The organism is Streptomyces sp. NPDC019937 (assembly GCF_040631655.1).
Classification (GTDB): domain Bacteria; phylum Actinomycetota; class Actinomycetes; order Streptomycetales; family Streptomycetaceae; genus Streptomyces.
The window spans coordinates 1-16767 of sequence record NZ_JBEYAL010000055.1; the positions used below are offsets into that span (position 1 = coordinate 1).

Annotated in this window: 20 protein-coding genes and 1 pseudogene; 10 read left to right on the forward strand and 11 right to left on the reverse strand. The window is 72.6% G+C overall.

Annotation, left to right across the window (positions count from 1 at the left end; translation table 11 throughout):
* Nucleotides 1-109: 109 nt before the first annotated feature.
* Nucleotides 110-1654 (reverse strand): annotated as a pseudogene (locus ABZ562_RS36685) (alpha/beta hydrolase); the annotation flags it as partial.
* 179 nt (nt 1655-1833) lie between these two features.
* Complete coding sequence (locus ABZ562_RS36690) at nt 1834-2418, reverse strand: TetR family transcriptional regulator (RefSeq protein WP_361488473.1); 585 nt, start codon at nt 2416-2418, stop codon at nt 1834-1836.
* Nucleotides 2419-2526: 108 nt separating this feature from the next.
* Here ABZ562_RS36690 and ABZ562_RS36695 point away from each other — a divergent pair, with 108 nt between their 5' ends.
* On the forward strand, nt 2527-2967 hold the full coding sequence (locus ABZ562_RS36695) for a tautomerase family protein (RefSeq protein WP_361488476.1): 441 nt from the start codon (nt 2527-2529) through the stop codon (nt 2965-2967).
* Nucleotides 2960-3982 (forward strand): alcohol dehydrogenase catalytic domain-containing protein, encoded by a 1023-nt coding sequence (locus tag ABZ562_RS36700; RefSeq protein WP_361488478.1) that lies wholly within the window; start codon nt 2960-2962, stop codon nt 3980-3982. Before ABZ562_RS36695 ends, ABZ562_RS36700 begins: the two co-directional genes overlap by 8 nt.
* On the opposite strand, the gene ABZ562_RS36705 is transcribed toward ABZ562_RS36700, so the two are convergent.
* The 6 genes from ABZ562_RS36705 to ABZ562_RS36730 are packed head-to-tail and all read right to left on the reverse strand — an operon-like array spanning nt 3939 to nt 8575.
* Nucleotides 3939-4781, reverse strand: coding sequence for an urease accessory protein UreD (locus ABZ562_RS36705; RefSeq protein ID WP_361488481.1), 843 nt, complete (start codon nt 4779-4781; stop codon nt 3939-3941). The genes ABZ562_RS36700 and ABZ562_RS36705 overlap by 44 nt on opposite strands.
* Nucleotides 4778-5470: an urease accessory protein UreG gene (gene ureG, locus ABZ562_RS36710; RefSeq protein ID WP_361488483.1), complete on the reverse strand. Its 693-nt coding sequence runs from the start codon at nt 5468-5470 to the stop codon at nt 4778-4780. The genes ABZ562_RS36705 and ureG overlap by 4 nt, the downstream gene beginning before the upstream one ends.
* Before the next feature lie 20 nt (nt 5471-5490).
* Nucleotides 5491-6210, reverse strand: a complete 720-nt coding sequence (locus ABZ562_RS36715; RefSeq protein ID WP_361488608.1) for an urease accessory UreF family protein — start codon at nt 6208-6210, stop codon at nt 5491-5493.
* 23 nt (nt 6211-6233) lie between these two features.
* On the reverse strand, nt 6234-7955 hold the full coding sequence (locus tag ABZ562_RS36720) for an urease subunit alpha (protein WP_361488486.1): 1722 nt from the start codon (nt 7953-7955) through the stop codon (nt 6234-6236).
* The gene (locus ABZ562_RS36725; RefSeq protein WP_361488488.1) at nt 7952-8257 is read right to left on the reverse strand and encodes an urease subunit beta; all 306 of its coding nucleotides are present in this window, start codon (nt 8255-8257) and stop codon (nt 7952-7954) included. Before ABZ562_RS36725 ends, ABZ562_RS36720 begins: the two co-directional genes overlap by 4 nt.
* Before the next feature lie 15 nt (nt 8258-8272).
* Nucleotides 8273-8575, reverse strand: coding sequence for an urease subunit gamma (locus ABZ562_RS36730; protein ID WP_361488491.1), 303 nt, complete (start codon nt 8573-8575; stop codon nt 8273-8275).
* 182 nt (nt 8576-8757) lie between these two features.
* Here ABZ562_RS36730 and ABZ562_RS36735 point away from each other — a divergent pair, with 182 nt between their 5' ends.
* Nucleotides 8758-9711, forward strand: a complete 954-nt coding sequence (locus tag ABZ562_RS36735; protein ID WP_361488494.1) for a M28 family metallopeptidase — start codon at nt 8758-8760, stop codon at nt 9709-9711.
* Nucleotides 9712-9731: 20 nt separating this feature from the next.
* Here ABZ562_RS36735 and ABZ562_RS36740 read toward each other — a convergent pair whose 3' ends face one another.
* The gene (locus tag ABZ562_RS36740; RefSeq protein ID WP_361488496.1) at nt 9732-10034 is read right to left on the reverse strand and encodes a type II toxin-antitoxin system Phd/YefM family antitoxin; all 303 of its coding nucleotides are present in this window, start codon (nt 10032-10034) and stop codon (nt 9732-9734) included.
* A 79-nt stretch (nt 10035-10113) separates the two neighbouring features.
* On the opposite strand from ABZ562_RS36740, the gene ABZ562_RS36745 reads away from it, so the two are divergent.
* The 5 genes from ABZ562_RS36745 to ABZ562_RS36765 all read left to right on the forward strand — a co-directional run bounded on the left by ABZ562_RS36745 (nt 10114) and on the right by ABZ562_RS36765 (nt 13655).
* Nucleotides 10114-10749 (forward strand): ATP-dependent Clp protease proteolytic subunit, encoded by a 636-nt coding sequence (locus tag ABZ562_RS36745; RefSeq protein WP_361488499.1) that lies wholly within the window; start codon nt 10114-10116, stop codon nt 10747-10749.
* 7 nt (nt 10750-10756) lie between these two features.
* Nucleotides 10757-11065, forward strand: a complete 309-nt coding sequence (locus tag ABZ562_RS36750) for a hypothetical protein (RefSeq protein ID WP_361488502.1) — start codon at nt 10757-10759, stop codon at nt 11063-11065.
* Nucleotides 11066-11310: 245 nt separating this feature from the next.
* Nucleotides 11311-11784, forward strand: coding sequence for a C40 family peptidase (locus ABZ562_RS36755; RefSeq protein WP_361488505.1), 474 nt, complete (start codon nt 11311-11313; stop codon nt 11782-11784).
* A gap of 104 nt (nt 11785-11888) precedes the next feature.
* On the forward strand, nt 11889-13094 hold the full coding sequence (locus ABZ562_RS36760) for a hypothetical protein (protein WP_361488507.1): 1206 nt from the start codon (nt 11889-11891) through the stop codon (nt 13092-13094).
* A gap of 24 nt (nt 13095-13118) precedes the next feature.
* Nucleotides 13119-13655, forward strand: coding sequence for a DUF6328 family protein (locus ABZ562_RS36765; RefSeq protein WP_361488510.1), 537 nt, complete (start codon nt 13119-13121; stop codon nt 13653-13655).
* Here the strand turns inward: ABZ562_RS36765 and ABZ562_RS36770 are convergent.
* On the reverse strand, nt 13652-14080 hold the full coding sequence (locus tag ABZ562_RS36770; RefSeq protein ID WP_361488513.1) for an ATP-binding protein: 429 nt from the start codon (nt 14078-14080) through the stop codon (nt 13652-13654). The two genes, ABZ562_RS36765 and ABZ562_RS36770, sit on opposite strands and share 4 nt — an antisense overlap.
* A gap of 267 nt (nt 14081-14347) precedes the next feature.
* Here ABZ562_RS36770 and ABZ562_RS36775 point away from each other — a divergent pair, with 267 nt between their 5' ends.
* A complete protein-coding gene (locus ABZ562_RS36775) occupies nt 14348-15217 on the forward strand; it encodes a helix-turn-helix transcriptional regulator (protein ID WP_361488516.1) in 870 nt (289 codons plus the stop codon).
* Between the two features lie 10 nt (nt 15218-15227).
* Nucleotides 15228-15461, forward strand: a complete 234-nt coding sequence (locus ABZ562_RS36780; RefSeq protein ID WP_361488519.1) for a DUF397 domain-containing protein — start codon at nt 15228-15230, stop codon at nt 15459-15461.
* A 47-nt stretch (nt 15462-15508) separates the two neighbouring features.
* Here the strand turns inward: ABZ562_RS36780 and ABZ562_RS36785 are convergent, their stop codons facing one another.
* Nucleotides 15509-16702, reverse strand: a complete 1194-nt coding sequence (locus tag ABZ562_RS36785; protein ID WP_361488522.1) for an 8-amino-7-oxononanoate synthase — start codon at nt 16700-16702, stop codon at nt 15509-15511.
* Between the last annotated feature and the right edge of the window lie 65 nt (nt 16703-16767).

Sequence of the window (16767 nt, forward strand, 5' to 3'; positions counted from 1 at the left end):
AGTCCTTGCTGCCCGAGTCCTTGCCGTCCTTGTCCTTGCCGCCCTTGTCCTTGCCGTCGGACGCGTCCTTCTTGTCCCCGGCCTCGTCCTTGTCGATGCCGGTCTTCGCGGGCTTCGGCGTGGCGTGCGGGGCGCACGTCACGTCCGTGGCGTCCACCGTGCCCTTGAGCAGGTAGGCGTCCACCCGGTCGTTGATGCAGGGGTTGACCAGGCCGGTGACACCGTGCGAACCGGCGTCCCTCTCCGTGATCAGACGCGAACCCTTGAGGCGCTTGTGCAGCTCGACGCCGCCCTCGTACGGGGTCGCGGCGTCACGGGTGCTCTGCACGATGAGCGTCTTCGGCAGGCCCTTGCCCGCGCCGACCTCCAGCGGGTTCTGCTGCTTGGACCGCCAGGTGGCGCAGGGCAGGTTCATCCAGGCGTTGGACCAGGTCAGGAACGGGTAGTCGCGGTGCAGCCGGGTGTTGTCCCGGTCCCACTTGCGCCAGCTGGCCGGCCACTTGGCGTCGGCGCACTCCACGGCGGTGTACACCGCGTTGCTGTTCTCCGAGGCGATGTTGCCCGCGGTGTCGGACATGTCCGGCCCCGCGGCCTCGACGAGCGCCTTCTCGTCCCCGGCCAGGTAGTCGCTCCACACCTGGGCGACGGTGGCCCACGACGAGTCGTAGTACGGGGCGCTCTGGAAGAAGCCGAGCAGCTCGGCCGGGCCGACGACCCCGCCGATCGGGCTCTTCTTGGCGGTCGCGCGCAGCTTCTCCCACTGCGCCTGCACCTCTCCCGGGGTGCCGCCGATGTGGTAGGCCGCGTCGTTCTTGGCCACCCACGCCTTCCAGTCGTCCCAGCGCATCTGGAACGCGACGTCCTGGTCCAGGTTGGCCTGGTACCAGATCTTCTCCCGCGACGGGTTCACGACCGAGTCCACGATCAGGCGGCGCACATGGGCGGGGAAGAGCGTCGCGTAGACGCCGCCGATGTACGTCCCGTAGGACACGCCCAGGTAGTTGAGCTTCTTGTCGCCGAGCGCGGCCCGGAGGACGTCGATGTCGCGGGCGGTGTTGGGCGTCGTCATGTGCGGCAGCATCCGGCCGCTGCGCTCCTGGCACCCGGCGGCGTACTCCGCGGCGAGCTTGCGCTGCGCCCGCTTGTCCGCCTCGCTGTCGGGCACCGGGTCCATCTTGGGCGCCTTGACGAACTCCTGCGGGTCGACGCAGGAGATGGGGGCCGAGTGGCCCACCCCGCGGGGGTCGAAGCCCACGAAGTCGTACGCCTTCGCCGCCTTCGTCCACAGCGGGTTCTTGTTGGTGACCCGGGTCGGGAACTTCAGCCCGGAGCCGCCCGGTCCGCCCGGGTTGTAGATCAGCGAACCCTGCCGCTCGGAGGCGGTCCCGGTGTTGCCGATGCGGTCCACCGCGATCTTGATGGTGCGGCCGTTCGGCTTGGCGTAGTCCAGCGGAACGGTCACATAGCCGCACTGGATGGGCTTGGCCAGGTTCCAGTCGGCCGGACAGTCCGTCCAGTCGATGCCCGCCTTCGCGGCCCGGGCCGCGGCGATCGCCGCCCCCCGGGCCTCCGCGACGCCCCCCGGCGTCCGCGTGGGCTCCGATGCCCCCGCCGTGGGAGCGGCCAGCGCACCGGTTATCAGCGCACCGGTCATCACGCCGCCGGCCACGCCGAGTACTGCTGTGCGTCTCACGTAGAAATCCCCCTGCTTTGTTGCGCCGCCAGTGCGGCGATGATCACAGAGTGTCAGGAGGATCCTCGCGCCTCACTTACTCCTGAGTACAGGGCAAACCGCCGTTTCTTTATCAACACGTCACCTTCACGTACGGCCCGTCAGCTCCCGACGGCCCCGGCGATGAGGGCCTGGAGCTGCTCGGCGGCGCGGTCCAGCGGCTGAATGCTGCGCTTGGCCCGGCACATGGCCACGGTGCCCTCGACGGCCGCGACGACGAGCGTCGCGAGCTGCTCCGCCTGCCCGGGCGGGGCGCCGTGCTCCCGCAGGGAGGCGGCGAGCAGGTTCTCCCAGTCGTCGAAGACCTCCGCGGCGGCCACGAGGGCCGGCGGGGTCTCGCCGGGCGGGGGCTCCTCGATGGAGACGGCGAGGACCGGACACCCGGCCCGGAAGCCGGTGTCGATGACGATCCCGCGCCACAGGGCGAGGAAGGCCCGGAGCCCCGCGGCCGGGCCCGCCTGAAGCTCCTTGCGGAGGATGCGGGCAACGCTCTCCCCCGCGTAACGGACGGCCTCGGTGGCCAACTGCTGCTTGCCCTCGGGGAAGTAGTGGTACGTGGAGCCGAGCGGCGCCTCGGCGTGCTTGGCCATCTCGCGGATGCTCGTGGCGTTCAGACCGCGCCGACTGATCATGTCGGCCGCTCCGGTCACGATCCGCTGCCGGGCCTGCGGGCCGCCGTTGGCCATGTTCACTCCCCTCTGGCTATAACGCTCGTCATAGTCTAGCGTGACCTCGCGTTATAACGACTGTCATAGACCACGACATCGCTGGACGACGAAAGCCGAGGAACAGCCATGCCGATGATCCGGCTGACCGCCCCGACCGGTGCCCTGACCGAGAAGGGCCGCGAGGGCATTCAGCACGATCTCGCCACGCTGCTGCTGCGCTGGGAGGGCGTGCCCGACACGGCCCTCTTCCGCGCCCAGGCGTGGAGCTATCTGATCGAGCTGCCGGAGGGGGCCCAGACCACCGCGGAGGACGGCGCGCCGCGCTTCCTGGTCGACATCACCGTGCCCCGGGGCGCCCTGTCCGATCGCCGCAAGGCAGGTCTGGTCGAGGACGTGACCAAGGCCGTGCTGAAGGCCGCCGGGCTCTCCCCGGACGAGGCGCTGCGGGTGTGGGTGCTGATCCACGAGCAGCCGGACGGCACGTGGGGTGCGGGCGGGGCGGTCATCCGGTACGCCGACCTGGTCGCCCTCGCCCGGCAGAGCGCGGAGGAGCCGGGCGATGCGTGAACTGACGTACGTCGCGCGGCACACCGTCGAATGGCGCGAGGTGCCCGATCCCCGGCTGGAGTCCGGCCGGGAGGCGATCGTCGCACCGGTGGCCGCCACTCCCTGCGACGTGGACTCCGCGATCCTCGCCGGGCACGGCTTCATCGACCCGCCGTTCCCCCTCGGCCACGAGTGCGTGGCCCGCGTCGTGGACGCCGGCGACGCGGTGACCGGCGCCGCCCCCGGCGACCTGGTCGTCGTGCCCTGGTCCATCAACTGCGGCGACTGCGACCACTGCCGCGCCGGGCTGACCGCCCACTGCACGACCGTGCCGCACATGGCGATGTACGGCGCGCCGATCGGCGGCAGCTGGGGCGGGCTCTTCTCCGACCTGGTCCGCGTGCCGTACGCGGACGCCATGCTGGTGCCGCTGCCGCCGGGGCTCGACCCCATCGCCATGGCCTCGGCCAGCGACAACTGGTCCCTCGCGCGGCGCCTGGTCGCCCCGCATCTGGCGGCCCGCCCCGGAGCGCGGGTGCTGGTCGTCGCCCGGGGCAGCATCGGTCTGTACGTGTGCGACATCGCCCGCGCGCTCGGCGCCTCCGACGTCCTGTACGTCGACCCCGACGCCGAGCACCGGAAGCTCGCGGAGAGCTACGGCGCCCGTACCGCCGAGGCGATCGAGCCGATCCGGCACGGCTTCGACATCGCCGTCGAGGCCACCGGCCGCGTCGACCAGCTCACCCTCGCGCTCACCTCGCTCGCCCCCGAGGGCGTCTGCGAGAGCGCGGGCAACCACTTCCGGCCCGGTGAACTGCCGCTGCTCGACATGTACCTCACCGGCGTCACCCTGCGCGTCGCCCGGGACAACGTACGGAGCCATCTGCCCGACGCCCTCGAACTCGCGGGCTCCGGAAAGGTGGCGCCCGAGCGCGTCGTCTCCCATGTCCTGGACTGGGAGCAGCTGCCGGACGCGCTGCCGGAGAAGCGGCTCAAGCCGGTGTTCGTACGCGATATTCCGCCGGCCGCCCGCTGAGGGCGGGCACGGACGCCATCGCCTCGTCCAGCGTCCGGCGCAGCCGCAGACCGTCCGTGGCCACCGCGCTGACCAGGGCGGCGGGCCCGGCGAGCGGGGTGATGACGGCCGTGTCGGCGAGCAGGCGGGGTGGCACGGGGTCGGTGTCGAACGCCGGGTCGACGACGAGGAGCTGACCGGCCGCCCGGCGTCCGCCGAGCACCGCGCCGCCGTCCCAGCCGGGCGCGCCGGGGCCGTACGACAGCTCCTGGTCCAGCAGCGGGCGCCCGGCGCGGTGCACGGTGAGCCGGCTGGTCAGCCCGCCCGGGGGCTCGCCGGAGCGGCCGAGGATCTGTTCCTCGCGCAGCACCAGACGGGCGGTGGGGGCGAGTTCGACGGTGGTGGTCATGCGCAGATCGCTGCCGTGGGCGGAGATCAGGGGTTCGGGCAGCCAGTGCAGGGTGGCGCCATCGGCGACGGTCAGCCGGATCGCGTAGTGGGCGGGCTCGGCGCGGCGGCCGGGCAGCGCGAGCGTCGCGGCCGACGACCCGACGCGGAGCCGGGCACCGGGGCCGACCGTCGCGGTCAGCGCGATGCGGTCGCCGCCGAGCGGGGCGCTCATCGCCCCGACCACGGTGACGCACGCCTCGCCCTCGCCGGTCGCCCGGGTCCGCCGCAGGGCGAGCGGCCCGTCCCCGGCCAGCACGGGCAGCGCGGTGCCGCCGCGGCCGTCCGCGGCGGCGACGAGGCGAGCGGCGGCGCGTACGCCGGTGCCGTGCGCCCCTGTCGCGCCGTCGGTCGCGCCGGGCCCGCCGGTCACGCCGGGGCCGCCGTCCAGGCGGCCAGCCGCTCCCGTACCCAGTCGGCGATCGGCCGGACGCCGTCCGGCGCGACCAGGGAGGTGAAGGCGACGGGCAGATCGCCGCGCTGCTCCTTGGCGTCGCGCGCCATGCGCTCCAGGTCGGATCCGACGTACGGGGCGAGGTCGGTCTTGTTGACGACGAGCAGGTCGGCCGTCGTCACGCCCGGGCCGCCCTTGCGCGGGATGTCGTCGCCGCCCGCGACGTCGATGACGAACACCTGCGCGTCGACCAGGCCCTTGGAGAAGGTCGCGGTGAGGTTGTCGCCGCCGGACTCGACCAGGACCAGATCGAGCGGGCCGACGCTCTCCTCCAGGTCCTCGACCGCTTCGAGGTTGGCCGAGATGTCGTCACGGATCGCGGTGTGCGGGCAGGCGCCGGTCTCGACGGCGGTGATGCGCTCCGCGGGCAGCACCGCGTTGCGCAGCAGGAACTCGGCGTCCTCGCGGGTGTAGATGTCGTTGGTGACCACGGCGATCGCCAGCTCCTCGCGCAGCGCCCGGCACAGCGCGGCGACCGTCGCGGTCTTGCCGGAACCGACCGGTCCGCCGAGGCCGACGCGCAGCGCCCGGCGGCTGCCGTCGGGGCGGCGGGGGGCGGCGGCGTGGGTGTGACGCCGGGGATAGGTCTCGGGGTGATCGAGGTGCATGGCGGCTCCGGGGTGGCGGTTTACGAGGCGAACAGGCGTACGGGCCAGGTGGCGTGGTGCTCGGCCGCGATGTCGAGCAGCGGCGCCGCGGCGGCGGGCAGCGCGCCGGGGCCCTCGTCCAGGGCCCGGTGGGCCGCCTCGGCGGCCCGGGCGGCGATCCGGTCGATCTCGGGGGCGAGGCGGGCGAGGACGGCGGTGGCGTCGAACGGGTCGAGGCCGAGCAGCCGTACGGCGGCGGACGCCGGTCCCCCGGCCGACTCGTACGCGGCGGCGTACGCGGCGGCCGTGGGGTCGAGCCCGGCGGCGCGCGCGGCCAGGCCCTGCACGACGGGCTGGTGGGCGCCGCGCGGGCGGGCGGCGGCGAGGGCGTCGAGTTCGGGCGAGGGCCAGGTGGCGCGGGCGGCACGCATCAGCTGGCGGCCGAGGCGGCGTGCGGTGGTACGCAGCGCGGGGGCGGGGGTCCGGGCATCGGCGGCCTCGTCGAGCGCGAGCGGGTCCATCCCGGCGGCGGCCGCGGCGGCGAGCGCGGCCGCGGTCAGCCCGGCGGTGTGCAGCCGCCCGCGGCAGAACCCCTCCAGGGTGGCCGCGTCGCGCACCCGGCCCGCCGTGACAGCGGCCTCGACCCCGCCGGAGTGGGCGTGACCCCCGGCGGGGAAACGCCCGTCGGCGAGGATGAGCAGCGCGGCGGCCGTGGCCCGTGGCGGTGTGGCGGCGGTGCCGTCCGTGGTCTTCGCGGTCATCGTGGTTTTCGCGGTCATCGTGGTCAGAAGAGGAAGTACCGCTGGGCCATGGGGAGTTCGGCGGCCGGGGCGGGCTCGACGGGGTCGCCGTCGATGGTCACCGTGAAGGTGTCGGGGTCGACCTCCACCCGCGGCATGGCGTCGTTCTCCCGCATGTCCGCCTTGGTCACCCCGCGCGTCCCCCGGATCGGCACGAACCGCTTCCCGAGGCCGAGCCGGTCGGCCAGGCCGTCGTCCAGCGCGGCCCGCGTGACGAAGTTGAGGGAGTTGGCGGCCGGGGCACGCCCGACCGCGCCGAACATGGGCCGGGGCAGCACCGGCTGCGGCGTGGGGATGGAGGCGTTGGCGTCGCCCATCTGCGCGTACGCGATCTGGCCGCCCTTGAGCACCAGATGCGGCTTGACGCCGAAGAAGGCGGGCTCCCACAGCACCAGGTCGGCGAGCTTTCCGGACTCCACCGAGCCGATCTCGCCGTCGAGGCCCTGTGCCACGGCCGGGTTGATGGTGTATTTGGCGACATAGCGACGTGCCCGGTGGTTGTCCGCGCGCCCGTCCCCCGGCAGGGCACCCCGGCGCCGCTTCATGACGTGCGCGGTCTGCCAGGTGCGCAGGACGACTTCGCCGATCCGGCCCATGGCCTGGGAGTCGGAGGAGATGATCGAGATCGCGCCGAGGTCGTGCAGGATGTCCTCGGCGGCGATGGTGCCGGGCCGGATGCGGGATTCGGCGAAGGCCAGGTCCTCGGGGACGGCCGGGTTGAGGTGGTGGCAGACCATCAGCATGTCGAGATGTTCCTCGACCGTGTTGACGGTGTGCGGCCGGGTCGGATTGGTCGAGCTGGGCAGCACGTTCGGCTGGGAGACCACGGTGATGATGTCGGGCGCGTGACCGCCGCCCGCGCCCTCGGTGTGGTACGCGTGGATCGAGCGTCCGGCGATCGCGGCGAGGGTGTCGGCGACGAACCCGGCTTCGTTGAGCGTGTCGGTGTGGATGGCGAGCTGGGCGCCGCTCTCCTCGCAGACGCCGAGGCAGGCGTCGATCGCGGCGGGGGTGGCCCCCCAGTCCTCGTGGATCTTGAATCCGAGGGCCCCGCCGCGCAGTTGGGACCACATGCCCTCGTAGCTGACGGTGTTGCCCTTGCCGAGCAGCCCGATGTTGACGGGGTACGCCTCCAGCGCCTCGAACATCCGGGCGAGGTGCCAGGGGCCGGGGGTGATGGTGGTCGCCTTGGTGCCCTCGGCGGGTCCGGTGCCGCCGCCGACGAGGGTGGTGATGCCCGAGGACAGGGCCTGGTCGAGCAGGGTCGGGGAGATGAAGTGGACATGGGCGTCGATGGCGCCCGCGGTGAGGATCCTGCCGTTGCCCGCGATGACCTCGGTCTCGGGCCCGATGACGAGGTCGGGGTGGACGCCGTCCATGGTGTCGGGGTTCCCGGCCTTGCCGATCCCGGTGATACGGCCGTCGCGCAGCCCGACGTCGGCCTTGATCACGCCCCAGTGGTCGAGCACCACGGCACCGGTGATCACGGTGTCGGGGGCGCCCTCGGCGCGGGTGGCGCGGGACTGGCCCATGGACTCGCGGATCACCTTGCCGCCGCCGAAGACCGCCTCGTCGCCGGAGCGGCCGGGGCCGCCGCAGCGGTCCTCCTCGATCTCGATCAGGAGGTCGGTGTCGGCGAGCCGTATGCGGTCCCCGGCGGTCGGCCCGAACAGATCCGCGTAGGCGGCGCGGCTCAGCTCCGTCACAGCGCGCCTCCCGTCTCGCCGCGCAGCCCGGGGACGACCCGCGCGCCCGCCAGCGGCACCAGGTCCACCTCGACCGGGATGCCCGGCTCGAAGCGCACGGCGGTGCCGGCCGCGATGTGGAGCCGGTGGCCGCGGGCCGCGGCGCGGTCGAACGCGAGGCCCGGGTTGGCCTCGGCGAAGTGGTAGTGGGAGCCGACCTGGACCGGCCGGTCGGCCGCGTTGAGCACGGTGAGCCGGATGACCGGCAGCCCCTCGTTGAGCCGTACCGGCTCGTCCGCGTGGAGGATCTCTCCGGGGATCATGGAACGCCGCTCCCGTCAGACGATCGGCTGGTGGACGGTGACGAGCTTGGTGCCGTCCGGGAAGGTGGCCTCGACCTGGACGTCGTGGATCATCTCGGGGACGCCCTCCATGACCTCGTCACGGGTGAGCACGGTGCGGCCGGAGGCCATCAGTTCGGCGACGGTACGGCCGTCCCGGGCGCCTTCCAGGATGTGCACGGTGATCAGCGCGACGGCCTCGGGGTGGTTGAGCGACACCCCTCGTGCCCGACGCTTTTCAGCCACTTCGGCGGCCACATGGATGAGCAGCCGTTCCTGCTCGTGCGGCGTCAAGCGCACGTTTTCCCCACCTCATCCTCGCTCACGGGTTATCGCAGGTTAGTTCGGCGGTGTTGCGGCGTGGTTAACGCGTCGGCAAAGAATCGCCCTTGACGCCTACATGGCAAACCGCTGATCCTCATGTCCGCGTCACATGATCCATCCGTTTCGCTCCAACCCCCCACATCCGTACGGAGCCTTCTGTGAATCGAATAGTGCTGATCCGCCGCGGCGCGCTCGCGGCCGGAACCTGTGCCGCCGTCGCCGCCGCCCTGCTGGGCGGGGCGCCGGGAGCCGGGGCGGCCCCATCGCCCCGCGCCGCCGCGCCCGACATCGACGTGGCGGCCGTCAAGGGCGACCTCGACAAGCTCCAGTCGATCGCCGACGGACACGGCGGCAACCGCGCCCACGGGCAGCCCGGCTACCGGGCGTCCCTGGACTTTCTCAAGGGCAAGCTGGACGCGGCGGGCTTCACCACGTCCGTCCAGGAGTTCACCTCCGGCGGCGCCAAGGGCTACAACCTGGTCGCCGACTGGCCCGGCGGCAGCGCCGACCAGGTGCTCATGGCCGGTTCGCACCTGGACTCGGTCGAGGCCGGTCCCGGCATCAACGACAACGGATCGGGCTCCGCCGCGATCCTGGAGGTCGCGCTCGCCGTCGCCAAGGCCGACCTGAAGCCCACCAAGCATCTGCGGTTCGCCTGGTGGGGCGACGAGGAGGACGGCATGGTCGGCTCCACGCATTATGTGGACAGCCTGAAGTCCGACGAGAAGTCCACGATCGACTCGTATCTGAACTTCGACATGCTCGGCTCCCCCAACCCCGGCTACTTCGTCTACGACGACGACCCGGAGCTGGAGAAGGTCTTCAAGGACTGGTACGCGGCCAAGGACATCGCGACCGAGAAGGAGACCGAGGGCGACGGCCGCTCGGACCACGCCCCGTTCAAGGACGCCGGGGTGCGGGTCGGCGGGCTGTTCACCGGCGCCGAGTCCACCAAGAGCCAGGCGCAGGCGGAGAAGTGGGGCGGCACGGCGGGCGAGCCGTTCGACCCGTGCTACCACTCCGCGTGCGACAAGACGTCCAACGTCGACGAGACCGCGCTGGACCGCAACAGCGACGCCATCGCCCACGCGGTCTGGGAGCTCAGCTCCTAGCCGCCGCTCCCCAGCCGTCGTCACCCGCGGCCCGGACGCCGATCCCCGGCGTCCGGGCCGCGGTGCTCCGCCGCGATACCGAAGCGCCGCCGTTCGCCGGGAGCGGACGAGGTCGGGCGCATCGCCGACACCGTACTGATCACCTGCTCCTCCGCCGCCTCCGCCTCGACCGCGTCGAGTCGTTGCAGGTCATCCGAGGACACCAGGGCCACCAGCGGCTTTCCGTGCCGGGTGAGGACCACCCGCTCACCGCCGTAGACCACGCGGTTGATCAGCTCCGCCAGCTCCGCCCGGGCTTGCGTCACCGGAATCTCGTACGCCATGCTCCCCATCGTACGGGACGTACGTCCTGTACATTTTTTACGGAGCCACGGGCCCCACGACCTTCGAGAGGTGACCCCGATGGAACGACCGGCCGCGCGCCATGTCCTGCCCGAGTTCACGGAGCGCACGAGCACGGGCGTGCGCACCATGGACCCCTACTCCAAGCTGCTCTCCGAGCGCATCGTCTTCCTCGGCACGCCCATCGACGACACCGCGGCCAACGATGTGATCGCGCAGCTCATCCACCTCGAATACGCCGGCCCCGACCAGGACGTCTCGCTCTACATCAACTCCCCGGGCGGCTCGTTCGGCGCGATGACGGCGATCTACGACACGATGCACTTCGTCAGCTGTGACATCGAGACCATCTGCCTGGGCCAGGCCGCGTCCGCCGCCGCCGTGCTGCTCGCCGCCGGGGCGCCGGGCAAGCGGCTGGCGCTGCCGGGCGCGCGGGTGCTCATCCATCAGGCGGCGTTCGGCGAGCCCGTCCGGGGCACCACCTCGGACCTGGAGATCCAGGCCGGTGAGCTGCTGCGGACCCAGGCGCTGCTGGAGGAGATGCTGGCGCGGCACACCGGGCAGAGCGCCGAGCGGATCCGCGCCGACGTCGACCGCGACACGATCTTCGACGCCGCGGCCGCGGTGGCGTACGGGCTGGTGGACGGGGTCACCGAGAGCCGTAAGCGTGCCGGTTCGCTGCCCGGGGCGAGGTGATCGCGCCATGCTTCCGCCGGAACTGCCCCCGCTGCCCGCGCTGACCCGCGCGGAGGGAGACCTCGTGGACCGCTACCTGGAGGCGGTCGATCTGCTCGGCCGGATCAACCCGGCCCGCGGCCACGACACCTACAGCGGGCTGCGCGCCGCGCAGGCGCTGGTCGGGAAGGCCGTCGCGCTGCGGGACGCGCTGGCGCTGATGCACGACCGGGGCGAGAGCCGGCTGCACACCGCGACGCTGGCCCGGGCGCTGCGGGTGCTGGACGGGGAGCGGCGCTCGGAGCGGGTGACGCTGCCGTCCGTCCCGCCGCGCTGAGCCCCCACCGCATCACCCGAACGGCGCAGTCCGGATCCCGGCGCGAGGCCGCCGCCGAGTTGCGGCCGAGGGCGCCGGTCCCGCCGTCCCCGCAGGCCAGGGGCCGGATCACGGCCCGCCCCGGTCACCCGAACGGCGGAGCCGTGACCACCTCACACCGCGCCCGCTCGGCTCGGAACCGGTGACCGTCCTGGGCGACCATCCCTGGGACGACCGAACCCGGCCACCGAAGGGTGGTGTGCGAGATGACCACGCACATACGGATCCCCAGAATGGCCTCCCGGGCCAGTGCCCTCTCGGCCCTCACCGCCGTCGCCGTCGGCGGCACGGTGGCGGCGCCCGCCCTGCCACAGCAGGCCGACGCGGCGACCGTGGCGGCCGAGGCGCTGCGGATCGCGGCCTCGAAGAAGGGCGCCCCGTACGCGTACGGGGCCGCGGGACCGAACCGTTTCGACTGCTCGGGGCTCACCCAGTACGCGTACAAGCGGGCCGGGAAGCGGCTGCCGCGCACCGCCGCCGCCCAGTACAACCGCACCCGCCACATCAAGGCGTCCACCCGCGAACACGGTGACCTGGTCTTCTTCCACGCGGGAGGCAGCGTCTACCACGTCGGCCTCTACGCGGGCAGCGGCCGGATCTGGCACGCGCCGAAGGCGGGCACGGTGGTGCGGCTGGAGCGGATCTGGACCGGGAAGGTCTGGTACGGGCAGGTGCGCTGAAAAATACCGGCCGGATGCCGGGGTGCTGCCGTAGGTTGACGGGTGGTCAGGGCGGCCCTGACCACCCGTCATCCGGGGAGGCCGGCACCGGGAGGGGAGCTACCTTGAGCGATCAGTTCCAGGCGGACCGGACGTACGACCAGGTGTATCTCGTCTTCGTCGACACCTCGGGCTATTCGACGATCGTCCGCTCCAATCCCAGGGACCGGGCCGCGCACGGCTTCGATCTGCTGCGGGAGCGGATGCGGGCGCGGATCGGCCAGGTCTCCGCGCAGCACCGCTGTGCCCGCAGCGATCTGTGGAACTGGCGCGGGGACGGTGGGTTCTTCGCGATCCACGACGACAGCGAGAGCGTGGCCCGCGATGTCGCGCTGGAGGCGGCCCGGACGTTCCTCACCCTCGATCTGCGGCATCTGCGGGACGAGTTCACGCAGGCGGGGGTGGACGGCGAGCTGCATGTGCGGATGGCGGTGCACAAGGGGGCGATACGGCACACCGGCGAGGGCCGGACCGGCACCATCCACTCCCCCGACATCAATCTGGCCGCGCATCTGGAGAAGGCGACGCCGCCGGACTGTCTGGCGGTCTCGGAGGACGTCTACCGCACCGCGGGCCGGTATGCGGAGCTGTTCGCGCACGTCGGCAGCCATGAGGGCAAGGACGTCTATCTGATGGCGGGCGACGGCGGCCCGGGCGAGGCGGCCAAGGCGTGGCTGGCGGGCCGTGGGCTGGCGGGCGGCACACCGGTGCACGCCTATCCCGAGCGGCCCAGCTCGGCGGAGAAGGCGCGCATGCTGGACGCGGCGTCCGCGGAGGTGCTCGACATGGGCACCGCGCTGCGCACCTCCTCCTCCCGGCTGGTCACGACCGAGCGCCCGGCCCGCTACCGCGACGCGGTGCTGGGGCTGCTGCGCCGGGGCGGGGTGTACCGCTGCTATCTGCTGGACCCGGCCTCGGACGCGGCGGCCACCCTGTCGCGGCAGTACCAGGAGGACATGACCCGGAAGATCAAGGATTCACTGGAACGGTTCGGCCGGTTCAAGGAGCGGTACGGGGCGGTGGCGGACGGGCTGCGGGTCTACCAGACGGACGAGTTCCCCGGCTTCTCGGCGCTGGCCGTCGATCCGCGCCGGTCGAACGGGCTGATCCTGTACTCCTCGTATCTGATGGGCGCCAGTCCGTACGGGGTGATCGAGCGCGGCGACATGCCCCACTACCTGATCAGCCCGGACGCGGGCCGTACGTACGCCCGCATCCTGGAGCTGGCCGAGGCGCGGGCGGCTACGGGGCAGGTGGAGCGCGTATTGTGAGCGCTTCCGGTAACCCTCAGCGGTATGAAGGACGACGCCCCGAGAACCGTCCGTCGCGAGACCGCGCTGGAGCGTGACGACCGGAACTTCGCCGAGCTGCTGCAGGAACTGCGGGTCACCCAGACGGGGGTGCAGATCCTCTTCGCCTTCCTGCTGACCCTGGCCTTCACCAACCGCTTCGGAACGCTGGACGAGGTGCAGCGCGGCACGTACGTCGCCACGCTGCTGCTCGCGGTCGTGGCGGCGGCCCTGTTCACGGCCCCGGCGGCGCTGCACCGGGCGCTGTTCCGCAGGGGCGCCAAGCGACGGGTCGTGGACGTCTCCGGGAAGCTGGCCTCGGCCGGTCTGTGCGTGCTGACGATGGCGTTCACCGGGTCGGTGCTGCTCGTGGTGGACGTGGTGCTGGGCCGCGGCCCGGGCATCGCCGCGGCGGTGGGCACGTTCGCGGTGTGCTGCGGGCTGTGGGGCGTCCTCCCGCGCTGGATCCGCCACCGCATGGCCCACCCCCCGCCGACCGCGCCGCACGACTCGCCGACCGCGTCGCACGACGACGAGGGCTAGCGCACCGGCACGGTCCACGGCAGTGCGATCCCCACCCTCTTGCCGCCTTCCGCGGTGGGGGTGACGAACACCTCGCCGCCCGATTCGGCGGCCAGGCAGCCGATGATGATCAGGCCCCGTCCGTTGTCCTGATGGATGTCGGCGGACAGCCGCTGGGGGCGGCGCGGGTAACTGTCCGTGACGCCGATCTCCAGCCTCCCCTCGTGGTCGAGCTTTATGTCCACGGTGAAGGTGGGCGACTGGCCCGAGGTGTGCTGTACGGCGTTGGTGGCGAGCTCGGAGACGATGAGGCGCACGGTGTCCGCCGCCTCCTCGCCTTCCCCGAGTCCCCATTCGGCCAGCACGTTCGCCACGTAGGCGCGGGCCGCGGGGACCGAGGCGGGCGCGCTCGGCAGAGTGACGGATGCTTCCTGATGGTCTGCCATGACGGCCTGTCCCTTTCCCGCCGGGGCACGGCTGCGGACGCGTTCGGGTGGCGCCGCGCAGCCTTGGGGTGCGGGTGGGCGGCCCCGGCGGCTCCGACCGTCAGACTGCCACCGATGCCGTCCGTGACGGGGGCGATCCACCGAGTTATGCATATATCTGTCGCCCGAAGCGGTGAACTCTGCTACGGAAGACCGGATTCGCCGGGCAGACTGGGCCATGGTCACGACAGGGCGGGACAAGTGCGGGACAGGCGGGAGGGAGATCCCATGCGGTACGGCCCGGCGGTACGCCGCCGCAAGCTCGGCGCGGAGCTGCGCCGCCAGCGCGATCTGGCGGGGCTCACCAGCGGCGAGGCCGCGCGGCGGCTGAGCTGGCACCAGTCGAAGGTGAGCCGGATCGAGACCGGGCGCAGCGGGGCGAAGCCCGCCGATGTGGCCCGGCTGCTGGACGTCTACGGGGTCACCGACCCCCAGTTGCGGACCCTGTTGGAGGCGCTGTGCGGCGGGGGCGCCTCGGACCCGGAGGGGTCGCGGCGCGGCTGGTGGTACGCCTACCGCGATCTGTTGCCGCCCGCCTACCGGGACTTCATCAGCCTGGAGGCGGAGGCGTCGGCGGCGTACACGCTGGAGACCACGGTGGTGCCGGGGCTGCTGCAGACCGCGGACTACGCGCGGACGGTGACCCGGGCGGCGCTGCCGGAGCTGCCGGAGGACCAGTTGGACACGCTGGTCGAGGTGCGGATCGCGCGCCAGTCGGTGCTGCGCGAGGAGCGGCCGCTGCGGCTGCACGCGGTGCTCGACGAGGCGGTGTTACGGCGCGGAGTGGGTGACGCCGGGGTGATGCGGGCTCAGCTGCGACAATTGGCCGAGTTGGCTGAATTACCGCAGGTGCGGTTGCAGGTATTGCCGTTTTCCGCCGGAATGCCCATTGGTATTACAGGTCCTTTCATTATCTTCTCTTTTACGCACATTACTGACCTCGACGTAGTAGTTCTCGACCATTTGACGAGTAGCCTCTATCTGGAGCGGAAAGAAGACCTCCGGGCGTACAGCAGCGCATTCGATGTGCTGCGGACCAACGCCCTGGCACCAGAGGAATCATTGACGTTCATCAAGAAAATCGGGGGCGGCGCCTGAGAGGGGCACCATGTCCGATCTGTCCGTCAAGTCCGCTGTCTGGCTGCGCAGCAGCTACAGCGTCGGAATGAACAACTGCGTCGAAACGGCCCGGCTGAGTCCGGGTCTGCTCGCCGTGCGGGACTCGAAGAACACCGCGGGTCCCGCCCTGCTGTTCGCCCCGTCGGCCTGGACCTCGTTCGTCGAGGACCTGTGCCACGGCGATCTCGGTGACCCCGGCTCCGGGGAGGCCTCCCGGCCGTAGCCGGGAGGGCTTCACACCGCCGGACACCGATCCGTCAGATCGATCCGTCAGGCGGCCGGTGCGGTCCCCACGATCACGTCGGCCGCCTGCTCCACCTGCTGATCCGTCAGATCCGCGCGAGCGGTGAGCCGTACCCGGGAGATGCCGTCGGGTACGGACGGGGGGCGGAAACAGCCCACCACCAGACCGGCCGCACGGCAGTCCGCGGCCCAGCGCACCGCCTGCTCGGGGGAGGGCGCGCGCACCGACACCACCGAGGCGTCGGGCCGCGCCGCGGTGAGCCCGGCGGCGGTCAGCCGTGCGTGCAGCCGCGCCGCGACCGTACGGGCCCGGGCGGCGCGCTCCGGCTCCCGGCGCAGCAGCCGCAGGCTCGCCAGGGCGGCGCCCACGGCGGCCGGGTTGAGGCCGGTGTCGAAGATGAACGTACGAGCGGTGTTCACCAGGTGCTCGATCACCCGGGCGGGTCCCAGCACCACCCCGCCCTGGCTGCCCAGCGACTTCGACAGGGTGGCCGTGACCACCACGTCCGGCGCGCCCGCGAGCCCGGCGGCGTACGGGGCGCCGCGCCCGCCGTCGCCCACCACCCCCAGGCCGTGCGCGTCGTCCACCACCAGCGCCGCGCCGTGCGCCCGGCAGGCCGCGGCGAGCCCGGTCAGCGGTGCCACGTCGCCGTCCACCGAGAAGACGGAGTCGGAGACGGCGAGCGCGCGCCGAGCCGGGTCCTCCTTCCGGGCCCCGTCGAGGACCTTGGCGACGGCGCCGGGGTCGGCGTGCGGGGCGACGGCGACCTCGGCGCGGGAGAGCCGGCAGCCGTCGATGAGGGAGGCGTGGTTGCCCGCGTCGGAGACGATGAGCGCGCCCCGGCCGCTCAGCGCCGAGACCGCGGCCAGGTTGGCGGCGTACCCGGAGGAGAACACCAGCGCCGCCTCGAAGCCGCAGAACGCGGCCAGCTCCGCCTCCAGCGTCGCGTGCAGCTCGGTGGAGCCGGTGACCAGCCGGGAGCCGGTCGAGCCGGCGCCCCAGCGGCGCGCCGCCTCCGCCGCCGCGGCCGTCACCCCGGGGTGCCGGGCCAGGCCCAGGTAGTCGTTGCTGGCGAGGTCCAGCAGCGGGGACTCGGCGGGCCGGGGGCTGAGCACACGACGCAGCCCGGCGCGGCCGCGCTGCTCCCGGCCCGCGTCGATCCACGCGAACGGGTCGACCGCGAACGGGTCGTCCTGGCGGTCCTGGGGCACCTGGGGCATCGGCTTCCTCGTCTTCGTTCGGGCCTGGGCCGGGCACGGCCGGGCGGGTACCGGGCGCCGACTGT